Raw genomic sequence first — 20,066 nt, 5'->3', positions numbered from 1 at the left:
TGACACGTGAGATGGAGAGAAGGCATATTATTGTCTTCTTTTTTATGTTACCTCGCTCTAAATCCTAATTTTGTCCATAAATCTATATTTCCCCCACTATTCGCCTAACACTCAAAAAGGGTACACTTAAGATGTTGAAAACACTTACAAAAGCGGGGTGACATGAATTGAAGAAGTTCTTCAAAAAACTCTACGCGAATAAAATTTGGTTATTCATGGTTTTGCCGGGGGTCGCATGGTTTGTAATTTTTGCGTATTTACCCATGTTTGGAACTGTGATTGCCTTTAAAGATTACCGTGTAGATGGAAACGGTTTCATATCGAGTCTGATGAACAGTGACTGGGTAGGTTTAGAGAATTTCAAGTTTTTATTTAGGACAGATGATGCTTTCATTATTACGAGGAATACCGTGCTTTATAACTTAGTCTTTATTATCGTGGGACTTCTTTTGGGCGTTGCTTTGGCGATTGTCTTTAACAGTCTTGTGAACAAACGCATGGCAAAAGTATACCAAACTGGGATGTTATTTCCATACTTCTTATCATGGGTTGTTGTAAGCTACTTCCTTTATAGCTTCTTGAGTGAAGATAGCGGACTACTTAATTCATTGATTGTTTCTTTCGGTGGCGATCCGATTTCATGGTATAGCGAACCTAAATATTGGCCGTATATATTGATTTTCATGAATACGTGGAAGGGATTAGGCTACGGAAGTATTGTCTATTTAGCAGCGATTGCAGGTATTGATCGGAATTATTATGAGGCAGCGATGATTGATGGTGCTGGCAAATGGCAACAAATTCGCCATGTCACGATTCCAGCTTTGACACCACTGATTATTATTTTAACGATTCTAAACGTCGGCAAAATTTTTAACTCTGATTTCGGTTTGTTTTATCAACTTCCACGTAATTCAGGGCCACTTTTTCCAGTGACGGATGTTATTGATACATACGTTTATCGCGGTTTGACATCGCTTGGGGATATCAGTATGAGTGCTGCGGCCGGTCTTTATCAATCGGTTGTTGGTTTCATCCTCGTCATGCTGACAAATTATATTGTGAAGAGGATCGATCCAGAGTATGCCCTATTTTAAAAACGGAGGCGAGTTAATTGGCAGAACAAATTGAACAAGTCGAGCAGTTAGAGCAGGTTAATGGCGACCTCCGCTTGCCACCGAAAAAAGGTAAACGTAAAAAGCCTGATGTTGTGGATTTCGGAACAAAGACGAATGTGGCAATGAATATTTTACTTGGATTTCTGGCAATTCTTTGCGTCTTTCCATTTCTATATATCATTGTTATTTCGTTCAGTAGTCAAGGGTCACTAGCAACAAATGGTTTTCGCCTTATTCCGAGTGAGTGGAGTACCGAAGCTTACAAGTATCTATGGAATATGAAAGGGCAGCTACTTCAATCTTACGGAGTGACTATTGTCGTGACAGTAGTTGGGACGATATTCAGCGTATCAATGATTGCGTTATATTCGTACGCGATTTCCCGCAAACAATTCGCGTACCGGAAGCAATTCACATTTTTCGCTTTTTTCACCATGTTATTTAGTGGCGGAATGGTACCAGCATATATCGTTATGACTCAAGTACTACAATTGAAAAATTCAATCTGGGCGCTTATTTTGCCATTAGCAATGAATGCGTTTTACATCATGATTATGCGTACCTTTTTTATTCGCTCAATCCCAGAGCCAATATTAGAAGCAGCGCGAATCGAAGGCGCGAGTGAGTTACGAATTTTGTTGAAGATTGTATTACCTTTATCGTTACCGGGCATTGCAACAATCGCTTTATTCAGTACTTTAGGATATTGGAATGACTGGTTTAACGCTTCACTTTACATCGACAATCCACAACTTGTTCCGCTCCAATCTTTGTTGATGAAAATCGAGAATAATCTAGAATTCATGCGTCAAAATGCTGATATCGCGTTTACATCAGGAGCCTTCTCCGGGATTCCACAAGACGGCGCAAAGATGGCGATGGTTGTTATTTCGACTGTGCCAATCGCGATTACGTATCCATTTTTCCAGAAATATTTTATTAGTGGACTCACAATCGGCGGCGTCAAAGAATAGCCCAGCGAGCTTAGAAACGGTCATCTGCGTCGTTAAAGATTCCGCGTTCCGGTGCTCATGTACAGATCGTACATTCCGCTCCGGTACTCGTCTTTGCCTAGCATATAACCATTTCTAAGCCCGCTGAGGTTCGGCGATGCAAGGCTGGTTTTACGTTAAAACATTATAAACGGGGAGGACTTTTGATGAAGAAGAAATTGTTTTTAGTTATGATTTTGAGTGCGATTATGTTGGTGATGGCAGCCTGTGGTAGTGATAAATCGGCGAGTGGGGATAGTGAGGTTACGCTGAAATGGTATATGATTGGAACGCCTCAAAAGGATCATGATAAGGTAATGAAAGAGGTGAATAAATATACGCAAGAGAAGCTCGGGTTTGGCGTTGATATGACGCAAATCGACTGGGGCGACTACGGTGGTAGAATGCAGACGATGATTAATTCAGGTGAAAATTTTGATATCGCTTACACGGCTGCAGGAGAGTTTGTGACGTACTCGCAAAAAGGTGCGTTTATGGATATTTCGCAGTATCTTGATAAAGAGGGTAAAAAGATGAAAGCCGAGTTGAATGACGAACTTTGGAAAGGCGTGACAATGGATGGTAAAGTTTACGGTGTGCCTTCCAACAAAGAAATCGGTGAGCAACAAGTGTATGTTTTCAATAAAGATTTGGTGGACAAATACAAAATGGATGTTTCGAAAGTGAATTCGTTTGCTGATTTAGGCCCGCTTTTGAAAACAATTAAGGAAAATGAGCCGAATATTACGCCGATTGGTGGGAATAAAGATTTTAAACCAGTGACGCCATTTGATTATCTGATTGATTCTGCGGTTCCGCTTCCATTTGCAGTTGATGAATACAATGATACAGGCAAAGTGGTAAATTTTTATGAGCAACCGGAAACGATTGCTATTTTGAAAGATTTGCATGGTTTTTATAAGGATGGATATGTAAGTAAGGATATTGCGACATCAACAGATCCGTGGTCTTATGAGAAGGAAAACTGGTTCGTGCGTATTGAGAAATATCAACCGTACGCGGAATCGATTTGGGATAAGCAAACGAATGGTCAATATAAAGTGGTAACACAGCCGATTATGAAAACGCCGATTATTAAAAATAGTTCTGTGACCGGAGCAATTCAAGCGGTATCTGTAACCTCGAAGCATCCGAAAGAGTCTGTGGAATTTTTGAATTTGCTGAATACTGATCCGTATTTGCGTAATTTAGTCGACAAAGGAATTGAAGGAACGCATTACAAAGAGCTTGCAGATGGCAGTATTGAAGACTTGCCAGCACGCGTAGAGAATTATTCGATGCCAACATATGCACTTGGAAATCATTTCATTTTGAAGCGCTATTCTGATGAGCCAAAAGATAAATGGGAGAAATTCAAGGAGTTTAACGATGAGTCAAAAGCATCACCAGGACTAGGTTTCTACTTCGATTCGAAAAATGTCCGCACAGAAATCGCTGCGATTACAAACGTATGTAATGAGTTCGGGCCAGCGCTCCTGACAGGGACGGTAGATCCAGATACTTATATGCCGAAGTTCAAGAAGAAATTGAATGATGCAGGTATGAAGACCGTGATGACGGAAATGCAGAAGCAGTACGATGCTTTTAATAAGGACAAAAAAGAATAAAGCAATGCGATTCTGATCTGCCTGTAGAGAGCAATTGAAAAAAGAATTTTAATTTGTTATACTAATGATGAAAAGAGGATCATACGCGAAAATGGTTCTCAGTAGCGCTGTTGCGAACGATAGCATCGGCTATAGAAAATAAGCCATCTAATTCCTCCATCAAAAAGTGAGTGTTAGGTGGTTTATTTTTGTCTTTCGTCAATGTGAGCTATAATTTACATGAAGTTACTAAGCATAATTATGATTTGGAGGGATTCAAATGGCTGAAACGGTGGATCAATATATGGCGGATTTAGAGACGGATGAGCAACGAAAATGGACGATGACGTTCGTTTCATTTATGCGCGAAAATTATCCGGATTTTGAGGAGAAAATTTCGTATCAGATTCCGACATTTAAATTTGGTAAGCAATATATCGCGTTTTCAAATGCAAAGACTCATTTTTCGGTTCATACGCTAGATTTTGAGTTAGTTTTGGAGATGAAGGAGCGCTTGCCGGATGCGAAATTTGGGAAGGGTTGCGTGAAGGTTAAATTTAAGGATGATGATGCGATTCCAGAATTGTTTAAGTTTTGCCGAGAAATCGTGATTCGAAATCAAGTAGGCATGTGATGTGAATTGCCCTATATTGTAGGCATAAGGAGGTGTGTGAAGTGACGAAATTTCAAGCGATTCATGATGCGGCACTTAGCTTGAAGGGTGCGACACATGATTACAAAGGAGAATGGGGCGCGGATCGCTTTTTTGTTGGCGAAAAAATGTTTGCGATGCTGGGGACAAATAAAGAAGGTCGCGATATTCTAACGGTAAAAGTGGAACCGAATCAAGGAGAAGTTTTGCGCTCAGAAAATCCAGCCATTATCCCGGGTTACTATATGAATAAATCTCACTGGGTATCTATATTACTGGATGAGGAGAATAATCCGGAATTTCTGGCAAAACTGTTGGCACATGGTTATGAACAAGTTTTACGAAAACTACCGAAATATCGTCAAAAAGAGATAGAAGGCTAAAAAAGAGATTATCGCCATAAAATGTGATGATAATCTCTTTTTTGCTATGATTTTAAATCGGCGAGTTGGGCTTTGTCAACATCTTGAAAATTGGTTAGGTAATCCGCAGCATCTTTTTTTGTCATGACAGTTGCGACACTTTCTGGCTTGGCATCGACGCTCTCCCACAGATTATCTGGAACAATCACAATATTCTTAGCATAAGTTCGCGCGTCACCAAGTGTTATATTTCCGCCATATGTGAGCGCCTGCTTCTTCGCTCCAATCGAGATTTCTGTCGCGTTATCCTTCGCAAGCAATATCATTTTTCCCTTTGTAGCTGGAAGTTCCTTCAACACCTCTGTTTTATCCGAGTTAACGACTTTCGTGAAAGCCTGCTGTTTTTGCATCGATTTAGCATCCGTCTCTTTCAAGAAAATCGTTAAATTATCGTCTTCACCATCTTGTTTTGCGGCAAAAATAGTAGAAGAATCTATATCTTTCTTATTGCTGGCAATCGTATTTGTCACCTGATCTTTACTCCCATACAGAATCAAGCCCTTCGCTTTATCGAAAATACAACCAGACAAGACTAATAAAAGCCCACCCAGAACCATTCCTATTAGTAAAAATTTTTTCATGTTAATTCCAACTCCTAAAAAAGATTGAGCTTTCGTTCACAGATAGCTCTTAAACCTATCTTACCGAACTTTCAAGTATGAAACCCTCGATTCACATGACACATTATGCAATTTATCTTACGTTTTTGTTGTGTGCGTCTTATTTTATGTATAGACGAACGATTTTTGTATTCCATTTCGAAAACGTTCGATAATTCATTGACTATTGCCAGGACAAACGGTACAATTGAGAGTGGAAAAAGCTTGCGAAATCGAGCTTAAAAGACCAATTAAATGAGGTGTTTAGATGTCTTCAGTTGTTGTTGTAGGAACACAGTGGGGCGATGAAGGAAAAGGAAAGATTACAGATTTTCTTTCCGAGAATGCGGAAGCTATTGCACGTTACCAAGGCGGTAATAATGCAGGTCACACGATTAAATTTGATGGAGAAACATACAAATTGCACTTAATCCCATCCGGTATTTTTTACAAAGAGAAAATTAGTGTGATTGGAAACGGAATGGTTGTTGATCCGAAAGCGCTTGTGACAGAGCTTGCCTACTTGCATGATAAAGGCGTTGATACAGGGAATTTGCGTATTTCGAACCGTGCGCACGTAATTTTACCGTACCATATTCGTATTGATGAAGCCGATGAAGAACGTAAAGGCGCTAACAAAATCGGTACGACTAAAAAAGGAATCGGCCCAGCTTACATGGATAAAGCCGCTCGTGTTGGTATTCGTATCGCGGATCTTTTGGATAGAGAGACATTTAAAGAGAAATTAGAGCATAACTTACAAGAGAAAAACCGTTTATTGGAGCGCTTCTATGAGTTGGAAGGCTTTAAAATAGAGGATATTTTAGATGAGTATTACGAATATGGTCAGCAGTTTAAGCAGTATGTTTGTGATACATCGGTTGTGTTAAATGATGCGCTGGATGATGGTAAACGTGTTCTTTTTGAGGGGGCACAAGGGGTTATGCTGGATATCGACCAAGGTACATACCCATTCGTAACGTCGAGTAACCCGATTGCTGGTGGTGTGACGATTGGTAGCGGTGTTGGACCTTCTAAAATTAATCACGTTGTCGGTGTTGCAAAAGCTTATACGACACGTGTTGGTGATGGGCCGTTCCCGACAGAGCTTGATAATGAAATTGGGAATACAATTCGTGAAGTTGGTCGTGAATATGGAACGACGACTGGTCGCCCGCGCCGTGTTGGTTGGTTCGACAGTGTTGTTGTTCGCCATGCTCGCCGTGTGAGTGGTTTGACAGATCTTTCGTTGACGCTTCTAGACGTATTGACTGGGATTGAGAAGTTACAAGTCTGTGTTGCATACGAATTAGACGGTAAAGTGGTCGAAGAATTCCCAGCGAGTTTGAAAGAATTAGCTCGTTGTAAGCCAGTTTATGAAGAGTTGGACGGCTGGACAGAAGATATTACAAATGTGAAATCGTTGGATGATTTACCAGCGAATGCGCGTCATTATATGGAGCGCATTGCTCAACTAACCGGTGTTCAAGTTTCAATGTTCTCAGTAGGTCCGGATCGTTCGCAGACACATGTTGTTAAGAGTGTTTGGCGCTTATAAAATGGACTACATGCTCACTGCGCTCTCATGCATATTGAGGTTCTAAAAAAGCAAAGTACGCTTTCTAAGAACCACAACAAAGCTGAAAGAGCCCGCTAGCCTCGACAGAATTTGTTAGGGGGCGAAGTGAAAACCCGTATTTGGTTTTTGCGGAGGCCACGAAAATTCCGAGAGGCTGGCTCTAGAGGCTAGATTTCGGAGACGCGGAGCATGGATTACATGTTCACTGCGTTCTCATGCATACTGAGGCTCTAAATCGGCAAGTGATGCCTCATAAGAGCCTCAGCAAAATAGGAAGAGAAGTTAGGTATTTGCGCCTAACTTCTCTTTTTTAATGTGTACATAGTTTCATCTCCATCTGCGAAATCTGGATTTAAAGTGAATTCTAGTTTTTTGAGGAGTTGGATGGAGCGTTGGTTTTTTGTATGAGTCACGCCGTCAATTTGTTGTAGTGGAAGTGCTGCGAAACCGTATTTGAGCACTGGTTTTAGCGCTTCAAGCATGTAACCAGAACCTTGAAATGATGGTAAAAGTTCGTAACCTAAGTCTGCGCGTGTGTTCCCTTCTGAAAAATTCCATAGGCATACTGTTCCGATAAGTTCGTCGGTTTCTTGTAGCGTGATTCCCCAGAAAACCCACGTGTTGCTTTCTATACCAGTGTTTATTTTATCAATAAATGTGGATGCTTGCTTGATGTTTTGTTGTAAGGGGCGGTCTTGAAAAACGGCAACTTCTGGATTCGATCGCAAGGAGAAAATAGCGCTGGAATCTTCAAGAGTTATTTGACGTAATGTGAGCCGAGTGGTTTGGATGGTTGGGAACTTCATTGGATTGTCCTCCTTTTAGTTGTTTATTTGAGCATAGAACATTTTTTTGTGAAAAGCAATACATTAATTGTTTACTTTTTGGTTAATCTAATATTATTTTGTTTGACATTATGGTTATCTATTATGTATAATGCATTTAAGATGGCTTTCTATTTTAATTAACTATAGAGTTTATTGTAAGCGTTTTTTTATAAGGAGGAGCGATGGGAATGTTGAGAGAAGAATATCCACGACCGCAATTTGTGAGAGAAAACTGGATGAATTTGAATGGGAAATGGGAATTTGCTTTTGATGATGGGGATGTTGGATTGCGTGAAGGTTGGTTCCATGGAGAGCGGGAGTTTGAGAAGCGAATTATTGTGCCATTTGCGTATCAGACGGAGCTTAGCGGAATTGATGATCAGGCGCATCATGAGATTGTGTGGTATAAGCGGGAATTTGAGTTGGCGGATTTGGCTGATAATAAGGAAGTGAAGTTGCACTTTGGTGCGGTAGATTATACGGCAAGTATTTTTGTGAACGGGCAAAAGGTCGGCGAACATGATGGCGGGCATACTTCGTTTACGCTGGACATTACGCCGTTTGTTGTCAGTGGTGGGGCCGTGACGCTAGTTGTGCGGGTATTTGATCTGCAAAAAGACGAGACAATTCCGCGTGGGAAGCAGAGTTGGACGCCAGAACCGGATTCGATTTGGTACACGAACACAACGGGAATTTGGCAGACGGTTTGGCTGGAAATCGTGGATGCGGTACATATTGAAAAGCTACGTATGACGCCGAATGTGGATACTGGCATGGTGGAACTCGATTTGATTTTTGCAGGCGGCGCAGTTGGTAAGCGCTTACGATATGCAATTCATTTTGGCGAAACCCTGATTGCGAAAGATGTAGTGACGTTGACGCAAAATCACATGCAGCGCGATGTGGCGATTTATCAAAAGCAGATTTTCCGCTCACCGAATCATAATGATGGCTGGAATTGGACGCCGGAAAACCCGAATCTTTTCCAGATTGAATTTTTTCTAGAGGATGATTTAGTGTTGTACGATCACGTTTCTTCGTATTTCGGAATGCGCAAGGTGCACACGGAGGCTGGTATGGTTTATTTGAATAACCGCCCATACTACCAAAAGTTGGTGCTCGATCAGGGCTACTGGCGTGAAGGCTTGCTGACGGCGCCATCTGATGAAGCATTACGTCGTGATATCGAGTTGGCGAAAGAAATGGGGTTCAACGGTTGTCGCAAACATCAAAAAGTAGAAGATCCACGTTTCTTATATTGGGCAGACACACTGGGCTATCTCGTTTGGGGTGAATGTGCGGCGGCTCCAGTTTATACCGAGGAAGCTGCGACTCGACTAACCCGTGAATGGCTAGAAATTATCGAGCGTGATTATAACCATCCGAGCATTGTGACTTGGGTTCCAATCAATGAAAGTTGGGGCGTACCAAACATTCATAGCAACCGCGAACAACAGCATCATACTCAGGCGATGTATCATCTTATTCATTCTTTGGATAAGACCCGCCCGGTAATCTCCAACGATGGTTGGGAAATGACCGAAACAGATATTTGCGCGGTGCATAATTATTCACACGGTCGCGAAGATGAATCACAGAAATACGCCGATTTTAGCGAAAGTATCCACGATAAAGACACCATTCTAAAATCCCAATCCACGTTGCGCGCAATATACGCAGCAGGATTCGAACACCAAGGCGCGCCAATTTTACTAACAGAATTCGGAGGCATCGGCTTTCAAACAGGCGACCAAAGCGGCTGGGGCTACACATCTGTGAAAAATGCAGAAGAATTCGTCGCCGATTACAGCCGGGTGATGCGCGCTGTTTATAGATCAAAAGTCCTTCATGGCTACTGCTACACGCAACTAACCGATGTAGAAGTCGAGATCAACGGCTTACTAACATACGACCGCGAACCAAAATGCGATTTAAAGCGGATACGAGAGATAAATGATCAGTATTTTAATCAGATTGTAGAATAATGGAAAAGGAAGGGGCCTGTCAAATAAGGCCCTTCCTGCTGTGTGTGAAATGTTTGCCAATCGAGGTCGAAAGTGCTAGAATAAGTCTTGTCGGTAAAACTCTTTATCACACGGGTTGTTAGCTCAGTTGGTAGAGCAGCTGACTCTTAATCAGCGGGTCGGGGGTTCGAAACCCTCACAACCCATCTCAGAGCCTTAACGGATTTCACGTCTGTTGGGGCTTTTTTGTGCGTGAATTTGTTTGTGGAAATCCTGAAAAATCCTTATGAAAAAAATTTAAATGAACTTAAGGAAGCAATAGTATATGGTTTAACTAACACGTAATGGATTTAACATTCCTGAAATGCTACCTTAATAGCTACTAAGAGTGTAATGTTATCCTTTCTATTTATGGCAAAAATTTGGAAGTTATATGCTAATATCTGTTATACTGTTATCAATGAAAGGAACGAAATAACAACATAACAGGAGGAGGGAGAAAAATGCAAAAATATAAAATTTTAAACTCAAAGATTGGAAATGGAAATAAATTGAGTGTGTGTGCTGATGAAAGCGGCGTCTTGTTTAGCAAAGAACATATTTTGGAGAGTTGGAAAAAGGGGTATCAAGAAAAAGTTTCTCGGAGTAAAGAAGAGATTGGACTACGGATGCCCCAATTTGGCGCGCTATCCTCAATAAGAGCGCATTGGGCTACATCAACCGCACCTGCTACAATTGTTCTGCCTACTGGAACAGGGAAATCTGAAACGATGTATACTACCATTATTTCAGAGAGAATATGTTCAACATTGATTATTGTTCCGTCCAATCTTTTACGTGAACAAATTTTTGAAGGGGCTAGTCGATTTGGCATTCTGTCTGAATTGGGAATGATATCAGACGAAGTCATATTTCCAACAACTTTACTTTATAAAGCGAAAGTAGATAATAAGGATGAGAGTATTCTTTCTGATGCGTTTGATAAGGCAAATATCATTGTTTCAACTCCAGGGATGATTAAGAATTTACCTACCAATTTATTGAGCCAATTGTCCGAAAAAGTAGAAGTTGTGATATTTGATGAGGCCCATCATCTTGGAGCTCCCGATTGGAGGACTGTTAGAGAAAAGTTTTTAGAGAAAAAAATTCTACAATTCACAGCAACCCCTTTTAGAAATGATGGTAAAAAAATTGATGGTAAAATTATTTTCAACTATAGTTTAGGCTTAGCTCAAGAATCCCAATATTTTAAGCCGATTGACTTTTATCCTATACAGGAATTCGATGAGCATAAATCAGATAAGGCTATTGCGAAAGTAGCAGTGGACTGTTTGAGAGAAGATATTAATCTTGGCTATGAGCATATACTTTTAGCTAGAGCAAATAGTCGTAAGCGTGCAGATGAATTGTTTGAAGGTATATATTCTAAGTATAAAGAATTTAATCCTGTATTAATTCATACAGGTATTCCAAGAGTTCAGAGCAATGAAAATCTAAAGAAAGTTAAGGATGGTAGTTCACGGATTGTTGTATGCGTTAACATGTTTGGTGAAGGTATAGATATTCCAACGCTTAAGATTGCTGCAATTCATGATAAATACAAATCATTACCAGTTACATTGCAGTTCATTGGGCGATTTGCCAGAACTAGCAATAATAAATTAGGGAATGCAAAACTCGTTACTAATGTTGCACTAGATGATTTGAAAGAATCTGTTGAAGAATTATACCGTCAAGATTCTGATTGGAATAGACTGCTTAATATTCATTCAAATCAAGCTGTGGATAAAGAAGTTGAACTTGGGGAGTTCGTAAACAGGTTTGAAAAAGGCCATGTTGAAGATATAGATTTATCACAAATAAAAATGAAGATAAGTACGCGAATGTTTAAAAATGAATCCAAGGCGATTTTTGAAGACGGTTGGAAACAAGTTTTAGATCCTGAAACGACCACACGATTCATTAATAAAGAGGATTCAGTGTATATATTTATCGAGCCTATTGAAAAGAAAGTAGTTTGGTCGGAGCAAAAGGATTTAGTGGAATATGATTATGATTTCTTCGTTGTATTCTTTGATAAAGTCAATGGGGTTGTTCATATAAATGAAACCGATTCTGGAAAGGGAAACCGCCTTGTTGGTAAAATGTTTCCTCAGGCTGTAGACATCAAAGGTGATTCGGTATGGCGTATCCTAGAAGGGATTAATAGATTACTGATTGCTACTTTGGGGTTAAGGCAAGTTCCGAATGGTCAAATTATCTTTAGAATGTTCGTAGGTACAGATATTAAGTCTGGAATAAATGAAGCAGTGGTATCAAGTTCAACTAAATCCAATATCTTTGGCTATGGCTATCAAGATGGAAAACGCATCAGTGTGGGCTGTTCTTATAAAGGGAAGGTCTGGATGCGATGGGTAGAGCGAATTAGCTTTTGGACAGAATGGTGCAAAAAAATAAGTGAAAAAGTATTAGATGATAGCATTGATACGAGTACAGTATTAGACAATTCGCTTACTTTAGAAGGCATTGAAGAATTCCCTGAAGGAGTTCCCTATAAAATATCATTACCCGAAGTACTAGAGATATCGAATTCATATGCTAAGCAGCTGTATCTTGCTAAAGAGGATAAATTATTTCCTTTTTTTCAAACAGTTGTAAGCAACCCCAAGCTCATAAATGGGAAAATACAATTTGATTTTTGGATAAATGCTAGGGAGTTTGCTTTTGAGCAGATTATAGATGGCAATAAGTATTGTTTCAAACAGATAAAGGGCGAAGAATTGAAAGTGAAGCTAAGAAATCAAACCATTAGTATGTCAGAGTACCTTTATAAAAATTCGCCAGAAATATCCTTTATACAGGCAGATGGAACCGTTGTTGTTGTGCAAGAAAATCTAAAGACTGTAATTAAACCTAAGAAAGAACTTAAATTATCTGCAAATATTATACATTCAATTGATTGGGATGCATTAGGAGTTAATATTAAATCGGAATCTCAAGGGAAGGGAAGAAAATCAGATTCAATTCAATATGCTACAATACATAATATTGTAGATCAATCATCGGATGTGATATTTGATGACGATGGATCGGGAGAGATTGCAGATATTGTTTCAATTAAAATTGATGAGGAGCTACGGAGAGTATCTTTTCATTTATACCACTGTAAGTATTCTGGTAGAGCTCTTGCTGGAGCAAGGGTTAATGATTTATATGAGGTATGTGGGCAAGCTCAAAAATCTATCATGTGGAATGATAATATATTAGAGCTTGTTCAGCGGATGATACTAAGGGAAAATATGCGACTTGAAAATGATAGCGCAACTCGTTTTGAAAAAGGTGATTTACAGATCTTGCATATGTTGAAAAAAATGGTCAAATCAGGGTTTGAAACAGATTTTAAAATATCGATTGTTCAGCCAGGAGTATCTAAATCCAAGATGACAGACTCTATGAATCAAATAATTCTATCGACGGATGCGTATTTAACGGATACTTATAATATTCCTTTAACATGTTATTTTAGTAATTGATAGCTATTAAGAGCAGTGGATAAAGTTTTTTGTGTAGATTTGAATACTACGGGTTCAGAAGATGTTATCAAATTTATCACTCATACTTTTTTGTTTATTTGGGAATAGATGTCCATGGGTATCAATTGTTGTAGTAATGCTAGCATGTCCCATGCGCTCTTTTATCGCAGTTATTTCCTCGTGGTTATCAATTAATAATGCAACATGCGAATGCCGAAAATCATGCAGTCTGATAGGTGTCAGTCCAGCAACTTTACAAATTTTTGTAATCTTTTTCGTCCCAAAACATTCACGTATAGGCGTATTAATACTGTACTGAAAAATAGTAATATCTTTCAAATCGGTTATCAAATAGGATTTCAATAAAGCTTCCTGACGTTCTTTCCAGTCCTTAAGCATCTCCGCTAATTTTGCATTAATAGTAATGTAGCGGTTACTATTAGTGCTTTTTGGCGTGGTGACAATATTCTCACCGCCCACACGAGACATAGTTCTAGAAACATGAATCTCATTTCGTCTAAAATCAGTATCCTCCCACTTCAATGCCAACATTTCTCCAGCGCGCATCCCAGTTAGATAAGCCGTCGTAAAGAATACTTTATCAACGTGATCCTTTTTATCGATAGCATCAATAAAAGTCTTGAATTCCGCAGTAGTCCAGAATTTCATTTTTTGTTTCACGACTTTCAACTTCTTAATCCCCGTACAAGGATTCCTAATAATAAGGTTATCATCAATAGCGACATCAAACAGTTTTTTCAGCAAAATCATGTGCTTATTGATACTATTATTAGATAAACGTGTCTTCTCACCCTCATTTAGTAGTTTATATCTGAATTGTATACAGTCTTTCTTTTCTAATTTCGCAATTATGCTCCCTGTAAAGTGAGGCATAATTCTATGATTATAGTATCCTTTTTGAGACCTTACATAAGTAAGTTTCTGATCTACAGTATAGTTCGCGAAATATTTATCACCGATCTGGTCAAACGTCACTTTCAAATTCGTCACGAAGTTATTTTGGAAATACTGCTGTTTGTAATAACTTTGCAAATGTTCGGCTTCTGCCTTGGTTTTAATATTTTTTTCTTTATTCTGCGCTGTTTTTGTGAAACTGGATCGTATCCTATTAGTGAAGAGAAAGGCGGTAAAGAGGTTAGGCAATAGAGAAAAAAACTAATTTATTAAAGCCTTTGAAATTCTTTGACTGCAGGCAGTTCAATGGCTTTTTTGATGTTAACTAGAAAAATGAAGGTAACGTTTAAAAATCGGTTTATATACATGGAGCATGCTAATAATACCAAATTTTTTGATATGTCTTAGGATTTTTAATCATTAATATATGGTATAATATTTCCAATAGCACTAAAATAAGGAAGGAATGAGCAGCAAGTGGCAAAGAAAATACAGTTACCAAGTGGTCGATTAGCAGAACACGCTAGTGCAATCCAAGCCACGACGAATAATTTAAAGCTACAACCAAAGCCAAGCGTCTCGTATTCCACAGGTAGCGCGCGGCAACTAGTAGAAGGCGCGATGGAGTTTGCGCAAATGACGGCATCTGCTCCCGCGGCGTTCCAAAAAGATACAGCCAATTTGAAAAATGTGGAAAAAGCATTTGTAGCCTCAGAAAAAGCGCTGGGCGATATGCTACATAAAGGAATCGAATGGGTGGGAAGTAAAAAATAGGTCAGGGGGATACATAGCAATGCAACCAAGACAACGGGAAGAAGACGCTTGGAAAGAGCAAATCAAGAAAGAGCGACAGTTTGAAGAGTTGGAGCAATTGTTTTCGAAAGCGAAACGGGCACAAGAAAATGTGTTACATACTTTTCAGGACGCGTGGCAGGGGAACCAGTCACGACAGCGATTAGGATTGGTCGAAGAAACCATGACGGAAGAATGGCGGAAACGGAAAAAACAGATGTATACTATGGATGATGCTTTACAGGAATCGCGTCGAGCCTACCAACGAGCCAAATTTGCATCGAAGGAGGCTGGGACGCATGCCACGGATTGAGATTGGCGAAGTACGTTATTTTGTGGAACAGTTTTTGCGGGAAAGTAAACGGTTACGGGATGCATTGCGAGATTATCGAAAAGCCGTCGCGAAATTAGTGGCAGATGGTGAAATCCAAGGTGAGTTTGTCTATAGCGCGAAAAGCTATTATGAAACGATACATTATCCCATCGTAGACACGACTGTTGAATGCTTGAGTGAAGCAGATCGGATTTTGAAGAAGTATGTGCAGGACTTTGAATCGCAGGTGGATGATTCCTTTGACTCGCGACTGGATTCGGATAAATTGGACGCGTTATACGCTGAAATCAGGCGGTCGGAGAATTTATTGGATGACTTCACGCACGCGATGGATTCGATGACGGGGAACTTGAACCTTGGACAACAGATAGGCATGAAGCTGGGGCTGGAAACATCCATGATGCAAATCAAAGAAGAAATCAAGGTTTTAGAACGCTATCTGGATTTTGAGCATAGTCATACGAATGTGATGCACGATGTTTTATCGCGAATGTATCAGGTGAAGACGGGCGTGAATGAAATCCTAGCTGGGAAAGCTTTCAACGGAACGACACACATGTACGATTCCAGCAAGATGCAACTGGGCTGGTTGAATCATTTGGTACCAGAGAAGAAGCCGAAGAAAACATATAACTTTGATGATTACACGAAGACATTAGAGGGTGGCTACTGGGTTTTAAGCAAGAATGGAGTGATAGATCAAGAATCTGCAAAAGCAACAATTGCCTACAATGACGGCTTAAAAGATGGTACAATTAAGCGCGAAGTGGAAGACGCAGATATTGATTTTGAAACGGAATATATGCTAGCCGCAATGGAAGGCTACAATTTACTTACAGGCGAGCCAATCACAAAGGCACAAAGTTTTTCTATCATATCGGCAGTGCTTCTCGGCGCTGTTGCAATGAAAGGCAGAGGTATTAAAGTTCCAAAAAGTAGATTTAGCAAGATACAAAGTGACTTGAAAATCAAAGCAACTAAAGATTTAGAAATAAAAAACATTAGTAAGAAAATCATGGCAACGAAGCCAATGAACTCCCCAGTACCAGAGAAATGGATTAAAAAAGGTGGCAGTATTTCTATCGATAGTAAAGGCACATGGAGTTATACCAACAAAAATGGTCAGACGGTTAGATATCCGAATGGTTATCCAGACTTTAAAGACTACAGACACCCCGATGTTGAGCCTGTTACGATTAAGGTGGCATCGCCTAAGAACCCTCAAGCTGACTTCAGGGCTGCAAATCTTGAAGCCAAATTAGATAAGAATTCGCAACCACCTGTTCCTGAATTGAGTAAGCCACCTATAGGATATACTTGGCACCATCATGAGGATGGGATGACAATGGAGCTTGTTGAAGCGAAAATTCATAAAGATTTTAGGCATATTGGTGGACAATCTGCTGTAAATGGAAAAATAAATAGGAGCGTGAAATAATGTTTAAGATGAACAGTGAAAATAAAAAAATAGCTAGTAAGGATATTGAAGCATTTGAATCTAAGCATGGTTTACACCTACCACAAGAATATAAGGCTTTCTTGCTTGAATTTAATGGTGGATACCCTGAAAAATCTAATTTTATAATATCAGACGATGAAGGCGTTAGCTTAGTTAATAAATTTTACGGTATTGGAGAAGAATCAGGGGATCTAGGTGAGACATTTGAAATATTGGAGGGTGAAATACCAGATGGCTTCATTTCTATTGCTGACGATCCTGCTGGAAATGAAATCTGCATAGGAACAGAGAAGAGCAAGTATAAAGAAAAAGTTTATTTTTGGCGACACGACATGGAATCTGATTCGGAAATGGATAATATGTTTTTGCTTGCTGAGGATTTACAAACATTTTTGAATAAATTGTATGGAGATAATGATGAATAGTGGGTACTTGTAGTGATAAAAGAATTTGGTAAGGCACAAGCAGAGGATATAAAAGCTATGGGAAAACGATATGATGTCAACCTGCCATCGGATTATATGGCTTTCCTAGAGTCATCCAATGGTGGCATAGTAGATAAGTCGGAAAGAAACCAAGTATGGATAGAAGACTTAAATTCAAGTATCAATATTGATGTATTATATGGTGTAAATACAGGCAATAGCTCCTCCAGTATAGAAACATGGATGGAAAAACTAAAAGATGACATGGTGGAAGGTTCGATAATCATTGGGGATGCCCTTATACAGGGCATGATTGTGATGATCTGCGAAGGCGAATTTGCAGGAATTTACTACTGGGACGACTCATTTCAATTTGAAGAATCGACGGATGGAGAGAATACGTATTGGATTGCAAAGGACTTCTCAACCCTTATAGATATGATTAGAAGATAGTATTGGGAAAAAATATGCTGTGAATACTGCTACTTTTTAAGAGTACCAAACAAAGAAATTAATATGCGAATGGCTTATCTGATAGGAGTTTAATATGAGTGAGAACGGGAAATGGGGAAAAATTCATAACTACGCAAAAAGCTGTTGGAAAAAGATTTGTGAAGAGTTTAAAAAAGGAATGGTTAGGTTGATAGCTTGGAGCATACCTGTTGCTATAGCGATCTTAGCTTGGGGCTTTATTGAGGATAGATTTATAAATCCAGATTTCGAGTTAACGGGTGTTGAAATTGAACATATTGAACAAACTACTACTGATGAGCTGAATGCACGACCAGGAACGTCAGCTAAATCAGATTTTGAAGAAACTATTTATGCCTATAAACCGATACTTGATATTAGTTTAATAGCAACTGGGGATATTCAAGATATATATCTTGCTTATGGCTATGATGATGACAGTGTGGTTGATGAAGGGACTATCTACAGATTGCAAGGAGTTACTCAGAAAGAGGGCTTTAAGGAAAGAACAACATGTAGAACTGTGTTAAATTATAATACTTCTACGAATATTGGATATAAAGATGTCTACTTAATCATAAAAGATTCCAAAACTGCATCTAAAAACGTATATCTAATAAATATTCGAACTGACGAGCTTGAATATGCTCTCAAGCTTGAGTCAAGAGAAAAAAAGTCTGACGGGACAGTTGTTCTTGAACAGACAGTCAACGCTAAGACGAATAAAGGGAGTCTCAAGTTTGATTTCATTACCGAGCAGGGTATAATGACCTTAACTCATAATGAGGAAGGAAATGAAGGTATGGATATCAATTATATTTCTGTAAATCGAGAAAAATTATTGAGAAATATGTCCAAACTGAGGAGTTTGCCATTGTAGAGTTTTAAATCGTGAGCATTCTGTATTAGGTACTCAAAAATTCCTAAACCTATAAAACTAACCCTAAAATCCATCAATTTTCACAATCAAACTCCACTCATAACAACATTTGAATCCATAATAATTCTAAAATTTAACTCTTAATCAGCGGGTCGGGGGGTTCGAAACCCTCACACCCCATCTTAGAGCCTCAACGGATATCATGTCTGTCGAGGCTTTTTTGTACGCAAATTTGTTTGTGAATGTGCAAAAAAAGTGCAATTTAGATTTAAAACGCGACAAATCTCCTTATTGCCCAAACTCAAAGTAAGTTGGATTCACTAGAATTAAAGCGTGTAAAAAAGACGTAATTTATCGGGAATGTGCCTTTTCTTTGACAATCTCCCTTTTTTTCTAAAATTTGTATATAAATAGAACGGTTTAGCATAGACATTACTAGAACATGAATATACAATTGGCACAAGGAATTCAAGAAATGTTTTGTATATTATTTATTAGTGGTTCCAAAAGAGAGAAAGAGGGAGAATACATGAATAAAAATACAGTAAAATTAGTGACACCACTTATAGCAACATCGTTAGTTTTTGCATCTTTAGCACCTGCTATTGTTGTAAATGCTGATGAAATCAACAATAATACGAAGGTAAGTGCGCTGTCTGTTGGAATATTAACAGATGCAGATATATTAGCGGCTAACAATTATATTTCTTTTGATATAAACACTAAGCAATTTGTAGTAGATAGCACTATAGCAAATATATTTCCAGCTGAGAAAGTGGCATTGGTTGAAGAGTATGTTAAGCAAACTAATATTGAATTAGCTGGCATTAAGCAGGATGGCTCGGAAGTAGCTTCTGCAATAGATCCAACCGGACACGAAACAGTGTTAACTCCGATTTTACTACGGGGTGCAGGAGTAAACTCTGTTACCTTCCATTGGAACTATGCACGTATTAAAATTAAAGCTAGTTCTTTGAAAGCGGCTTTAGCGATAGGATTTACGATTAGCTCTGTTAATGTTTCGTCTAAAGTTGTTGCGTCTGCACTTGCGGCTGCTGGTGTAGCTGCTGGCTTGAAGAATTTTAAAAATGGTATCTGGTTTGATTATAATTACGTGACTGGAGGCTTTTTAAGTCACGCCGGATTACAATAAAATCTAGTTGGGAGGTAGACACTGATTATGAAAAAAAGCATAGATGAAAATTTGGGAATATTTGGTGGAATGTTTTTGATTTTATTAATACTCTCACTGTTCTTCCAAGAGAATCCTTTAACTATTAGCAATAAAATATGGTTGATAGCTTTTTTTCTTATACTGGTCATAGGAAGATATTTTTCCAATAAGAGAAGAGCTAAGAAGAAGGTATCTAAAAGTTAAATTGAGTACTAAGTGAGGTAATTAATGTGAAAAGCCTAATTCTGATGTGCACCCCAAAAGTTAGACCAAAAATCTAACGTTTGGGGTGTTTTGCTGTGGCAAAGTATGATGCATCATTT

General features: G+C 39.0%; 18 protein-coding genes and 1 tRNA gene. 16 read left to right on the top strand and 3 right to left on the bottom strand.

The genetic code is table 11. The features are described from left to right. Positions 1 to 215 precede the first annotated feature (215 nt). From R8925_RS08170 to R8925_RS08150, 5 genes are all read left to right on the top strand, one after another. Positions 216 to 1,097, top strand: a complete 882-nt coding sequence (locus tag R8925_RS08170; protein ID WP_430539426.1) for an ABC transporter permease — start codon at positions 216 to 218, stop codon at positions 1,095 to 1,097. A gap of 17 nt (positions 1,098 to 1,114) precedes the next feature. Then, on the top strand, positions 1,115 to 2,092 hold the full coding sequence (locus tag R8925_RS08165; protein ID WP_430535397.1) for a carbohydrate ABC transporter permease: 978 nt from the start codon (positions 1,115 to 1,117) through the stop codon (positions 2,090 to 2,092). A gap of 185 nt (positions 2,093 to 2,277) precedes the next feature. Beyond that, the gene (locus tag R8925_RS08160) at positions 2,278 to 3,738 is read left to right on the top strand and encodes an ABC transporter substrate-binding protein (RefSeq protein WP_430535396.1); all 1,461 of its coding nucleotides are present in this window, start codon (positions 2,278 to 2,280) and stop codon (positions 3,736 to 3,738) included. A 259-nt stretch (positions 3,739 to 3,997) separates the two neighbouring features. Beyond that, a complete protein-coding gene (locus R8925_RS08155; RefSeq protein WP_430535395.1) occupies positions 3,998 to 4,351 on the top strand; it encodes an iron chaperone in 354 nt (117 codons plus the stop codon). Positions 4,352 to 4,392: 41 nt separating this feature from the next. Next, complete coding sequence (locus R8925_RS08150) at positions 4,393 to 4,752, top strand: MmcQ/YjbR family DNA-binding protein (protein ID WP_430535394.1); 360 nt, start codon at positions 4,393 to 4,395, stop codon at positions 4,750 to 4,752. 44 nt (positions 4,753 to 4,796) lie between these two features. Here the strand turns inward: R8925_RS08150 and R8925_RS08145 are convergent, their stop codons facing one another. Continuing rightward, on the bottom strand, positions 4,797 to 5,372 hold the full coding sequence (locus R8925_RS08145; protein ID WP_430535393.1) for a lipoprotein BA_5634 family protein: 576 nt from the start codon (positions 5,370 to 5,372) through the stop codon (positions 4,797 to 4,799). Between the two features lie 286 nt (positions 5,373 to 5,658). Here R8925_RS08145 and R8925_RS08140 point away from each other — a divergent pair, with 286 nt between their 5' ends. Continuing rightward, positions 5,659 to 6,948, top strand: a complete 1,290-nt coding sequence (locus R8925_RS08140) for an adenylosuccinate synthase (RefSeq protein WP_430535392.1) — start codon at positions 5,659 to 5,661, stop codon at positions 6,946 to 6,948. Positions 6,949 to 7,265: 317 nt separating this feature from the next. On the opposite strand, the gene R8925_RS08135 is transcribed toward R8925_RS08140, so the two are convergent. Then, complete coding sequence (locus R8925_RS08135; RefSeq protein WP_430535391.1) at positions 7,266 to 7,775, bottom strand: GNAT family N-acetyltransferase; 510 nt, start codon at positions 7,773 to 7,775, stop codon at positions 7,266 to 7,268. 209 nt (positions 7,776 to 7,984) lie between these two features. Between R8925_RS08135 and R8925_RS08130 the strand changes: the two genes are divergently transcribed. From R8925_RS08130 to R8925_RS08120, 3 genes are all read left to right on the top strand, one after another. Further along, positions 7,985 to 9,781, top strand: coding sequence for a glycoside hydrolase family 2 protein (locus R8925_RS08130; RefSeq protein ID WP_430535390.1), 1,797 nt, complete (start codon positions 7,985 to 7,987; stop codon positions 9,779 to 9,781). Between the two features lie 112 nt (positions 9,782 to 9,893). Beyond that, a tRNA-Lys gene (locus R8925_RS08125) sits at positions 9,894 to 9,966 on the top strand. Between the two features lie 297 nt (positions 9,967 to 10,263). Continuing rightward, a complete protein-coding gene (locus tag R8925_RS08120) occupies positions 10,264 to 13,293 on the top strand; it encodes a DEAD/DEAH box helicase (RefSeq protein ID WP_430535389.1) in 3,030 nt (1,009 codons plus the stop codon). Positions 13,294 to 13,347: 54 nt separating this feature from the next. Here R8925_RS08120 and R8925_RS08115 read toward each other — a convergent pair whose 3' ends face one another. After that, entirely contained in the window at positions 13,348 to 14,346 is a 999-nt protein-coding gene (locus tag R8925_RS08115) for a tyrosine-type recombinase/integrase (RefSeq protein ID WP_430535388.1), read from the bottom strand. A 339-nt stretch (positions 14,347 to 14,685) separates the two neighbouring features. Between R8925_RS08115 and R8925_RS08110 the strand changes: the two genes are divergently transcribed. The 7 genes from R8925_RS08110 to R8925_RS08080 all read left to right on the top strand — a co-directional run bounded on the left by R8925_RS08110 (position 14,686) and on the right by R8925_RS08080 (position 19,722). Continuing rightward, positions 14,686 to 14,982, top strand: a complete 297-nt coding sequence (locus R8925_RS08110; protein ID WP_430535387.1) for a hypothetical protein — start codon at positions 14,686 to 14,688, stop codon at positions 14,980 to 14,982. 19 nt (positions 14,983 to 15,001) lie between these two features. Further along, entirely contained in the window at positions 15,002 to 15,313 is a 312-nt protein-coding gene (locus tag R8925_RS08105; protein ID WP_430535386.1) for a hypothetical protein, read from the top strand. Next, positions 15,300 to 16,772 carry a T7SS effector LXG polymorphic toxin gene (locus R8925_RS08100; protein ID WP_430535385.1) on the top strand — a complete coding sequence of 491 codons (1,473 nt, stop codon included), beginning with the start codon at positions 15,300 to 15,302 and terminating at the stop codon, positions 16,770 to 16,772. The genes R8925_RS08105 and R8925_RS08100 overlap by 14 nt, the downstream gene beginning before the upstream one ends. Further along, on the top strand, positions 16,772 to 17,218 hold the full coding sequence (locus R8925_RS08095; RefSeq protein ID WP_430535384.1) for an SMI1/KNR4 family protein: 447 nt from the start codon (positions 16,772 to 16,774) through the stop codon (positions 17,216 to 17,218). Before R8925_RS08100 ends, R8925_RS08095 begins: the two co-directional genes overlap by 1 nt. Before the next feature lie 12 nt (positions 17,219 to 17,230). After that, complete coding sequence (locus R8925_RS08090; protein WP_430535383.1) at positions 17,231 to 17,671, top strand: SMI1/KNR4 family protein; 441 nt, start codon at positions 17,231 to 17,233, stop codon at positions 17,669 to 17,671. Positions 17,672 to 17,765: 94 nt separating this feature from the next. Then, positions 17,766 to 18,569 carry a hypothetical protein gene (locus R8925_RS08085; protein ID WP_430535382.1) on the top strand — a complete coding sequence of 268 codons (804 nt, stop codon included), beginning with the start codon at positions 17,766 to 17,768 and terminating at the stop codon, positions 18,567 to 18,569. 529 nt (positions 18,570 to 19,098) lie between these two features. Further along, entirely contained in the window at positions 19,099 to 19,722 is a 624-nt protein-coding gene (locus R8925_RS08080) for a hypothetical protein (protein WP_430535381.1), read from the top strand. The last annotated feature ends 344 nt before the right edge of the window (positions 19,723 to 20,066 follow it).

Origin of the sequence: Listeria rocourtiae subsp. hofi, assembly GCF_963575615.1 — a bacterium.
Classification (GTDB): Bacteria; Bacillota; Bacilli; order Lactobacillales; family Listeriaceae; genus Listeria_A; species Listeria_A hofi.
Note: the sequence above shows the minus strand (reverse complement) of the source record. Positions and strands in the feature narration are given on the sequence as shown.

Coding starts and splice junctions, on each gene's coding strand:
- R8925_RS08085 (WP_430535382.1), top strand. CDS start 17,766: ATGAGTGAGAACGGGAAATGGGGAAAAATTCATAACTACGCAAAAAGC.
- R8925_RS08080 (WP_430535381.1), top strand. CDS start 19,099: ATGAATAAAAATACAGTAAAATTAGTGACACCACTTATAGCAACATCG.
- R8925_RS08140 (WP_430535392.1), top strand. CDS start 5,659: ATGTCTTCAGTTGTTGTTGTAGGAACACAGTGGGGCGATGAAGGAAAA.
- R8925_RS08160 (WP_430535396.1), top strand. CDS start 2,278: ATGAAGAAGAAATTGTTTTTAGTTATGATTTTGAGTGCGATTATGTTG.
- R8925_RS08130 (WP_430535390.1), top strand. CDS start 7,985: ATGTTGAGAGAAGAATATCCACGACCGCAATTTGTGAGAGAAAACTGG.
- R8925_RS08120 (WP_430535389.1), top strand. CDS start 10,264: ATGCAAAAATATAAAATTTTAAACTCAAAGATTGGAAATGGAAATAAA.
- R8925_RS08145 (WP_430535393.1), bottom strand. CDS start 5,372: ATGAAAAAATTTTTACTAATAGGAATGGTTCTGGGTGGGCTTTTATTA.
- R8925_RS08135 (WP_430535391.1), bottom strand. CDS start 7,775: ATGAAGTTCCCAACCATCCAAACCACTCGGCTCACATTACGTCAAATA.
- R8925_RS08155 (WP_430535395.1), top strand. CDS start 3,998: ATGGCTGAAACGGTGGATCAATATATGGCGGATTTAGAGACGGATGAG.
- R8925_RS08170 (WP_430539426.1), top strand. CDS start 216: ATGGTTTTGCCGGGGGTCGCATGGTTTGTAATTTTTGCGTATTTACCC.
- R8925_RS08095 (WP_430535384.1), top strand. CDS start 16,772: ATGTTTAAGATGAACAGTGAAAATAAAAAAATAGCTAGTAAGGATATT.
- R8925_RS08100 (WP_430535385.1), top strand. CDS start 15,300: ATGCCACGGATTGAGATTGGCGAAGTACGTTATTTTGTGGAACAGTTT.
- R8925_RS08105 (WP_430535386.1), top strand. CDS start 15,002: ATGCAACCAAGACAACGGGAAGAAGACGCTTGGAAAGAGCAAATCAAG.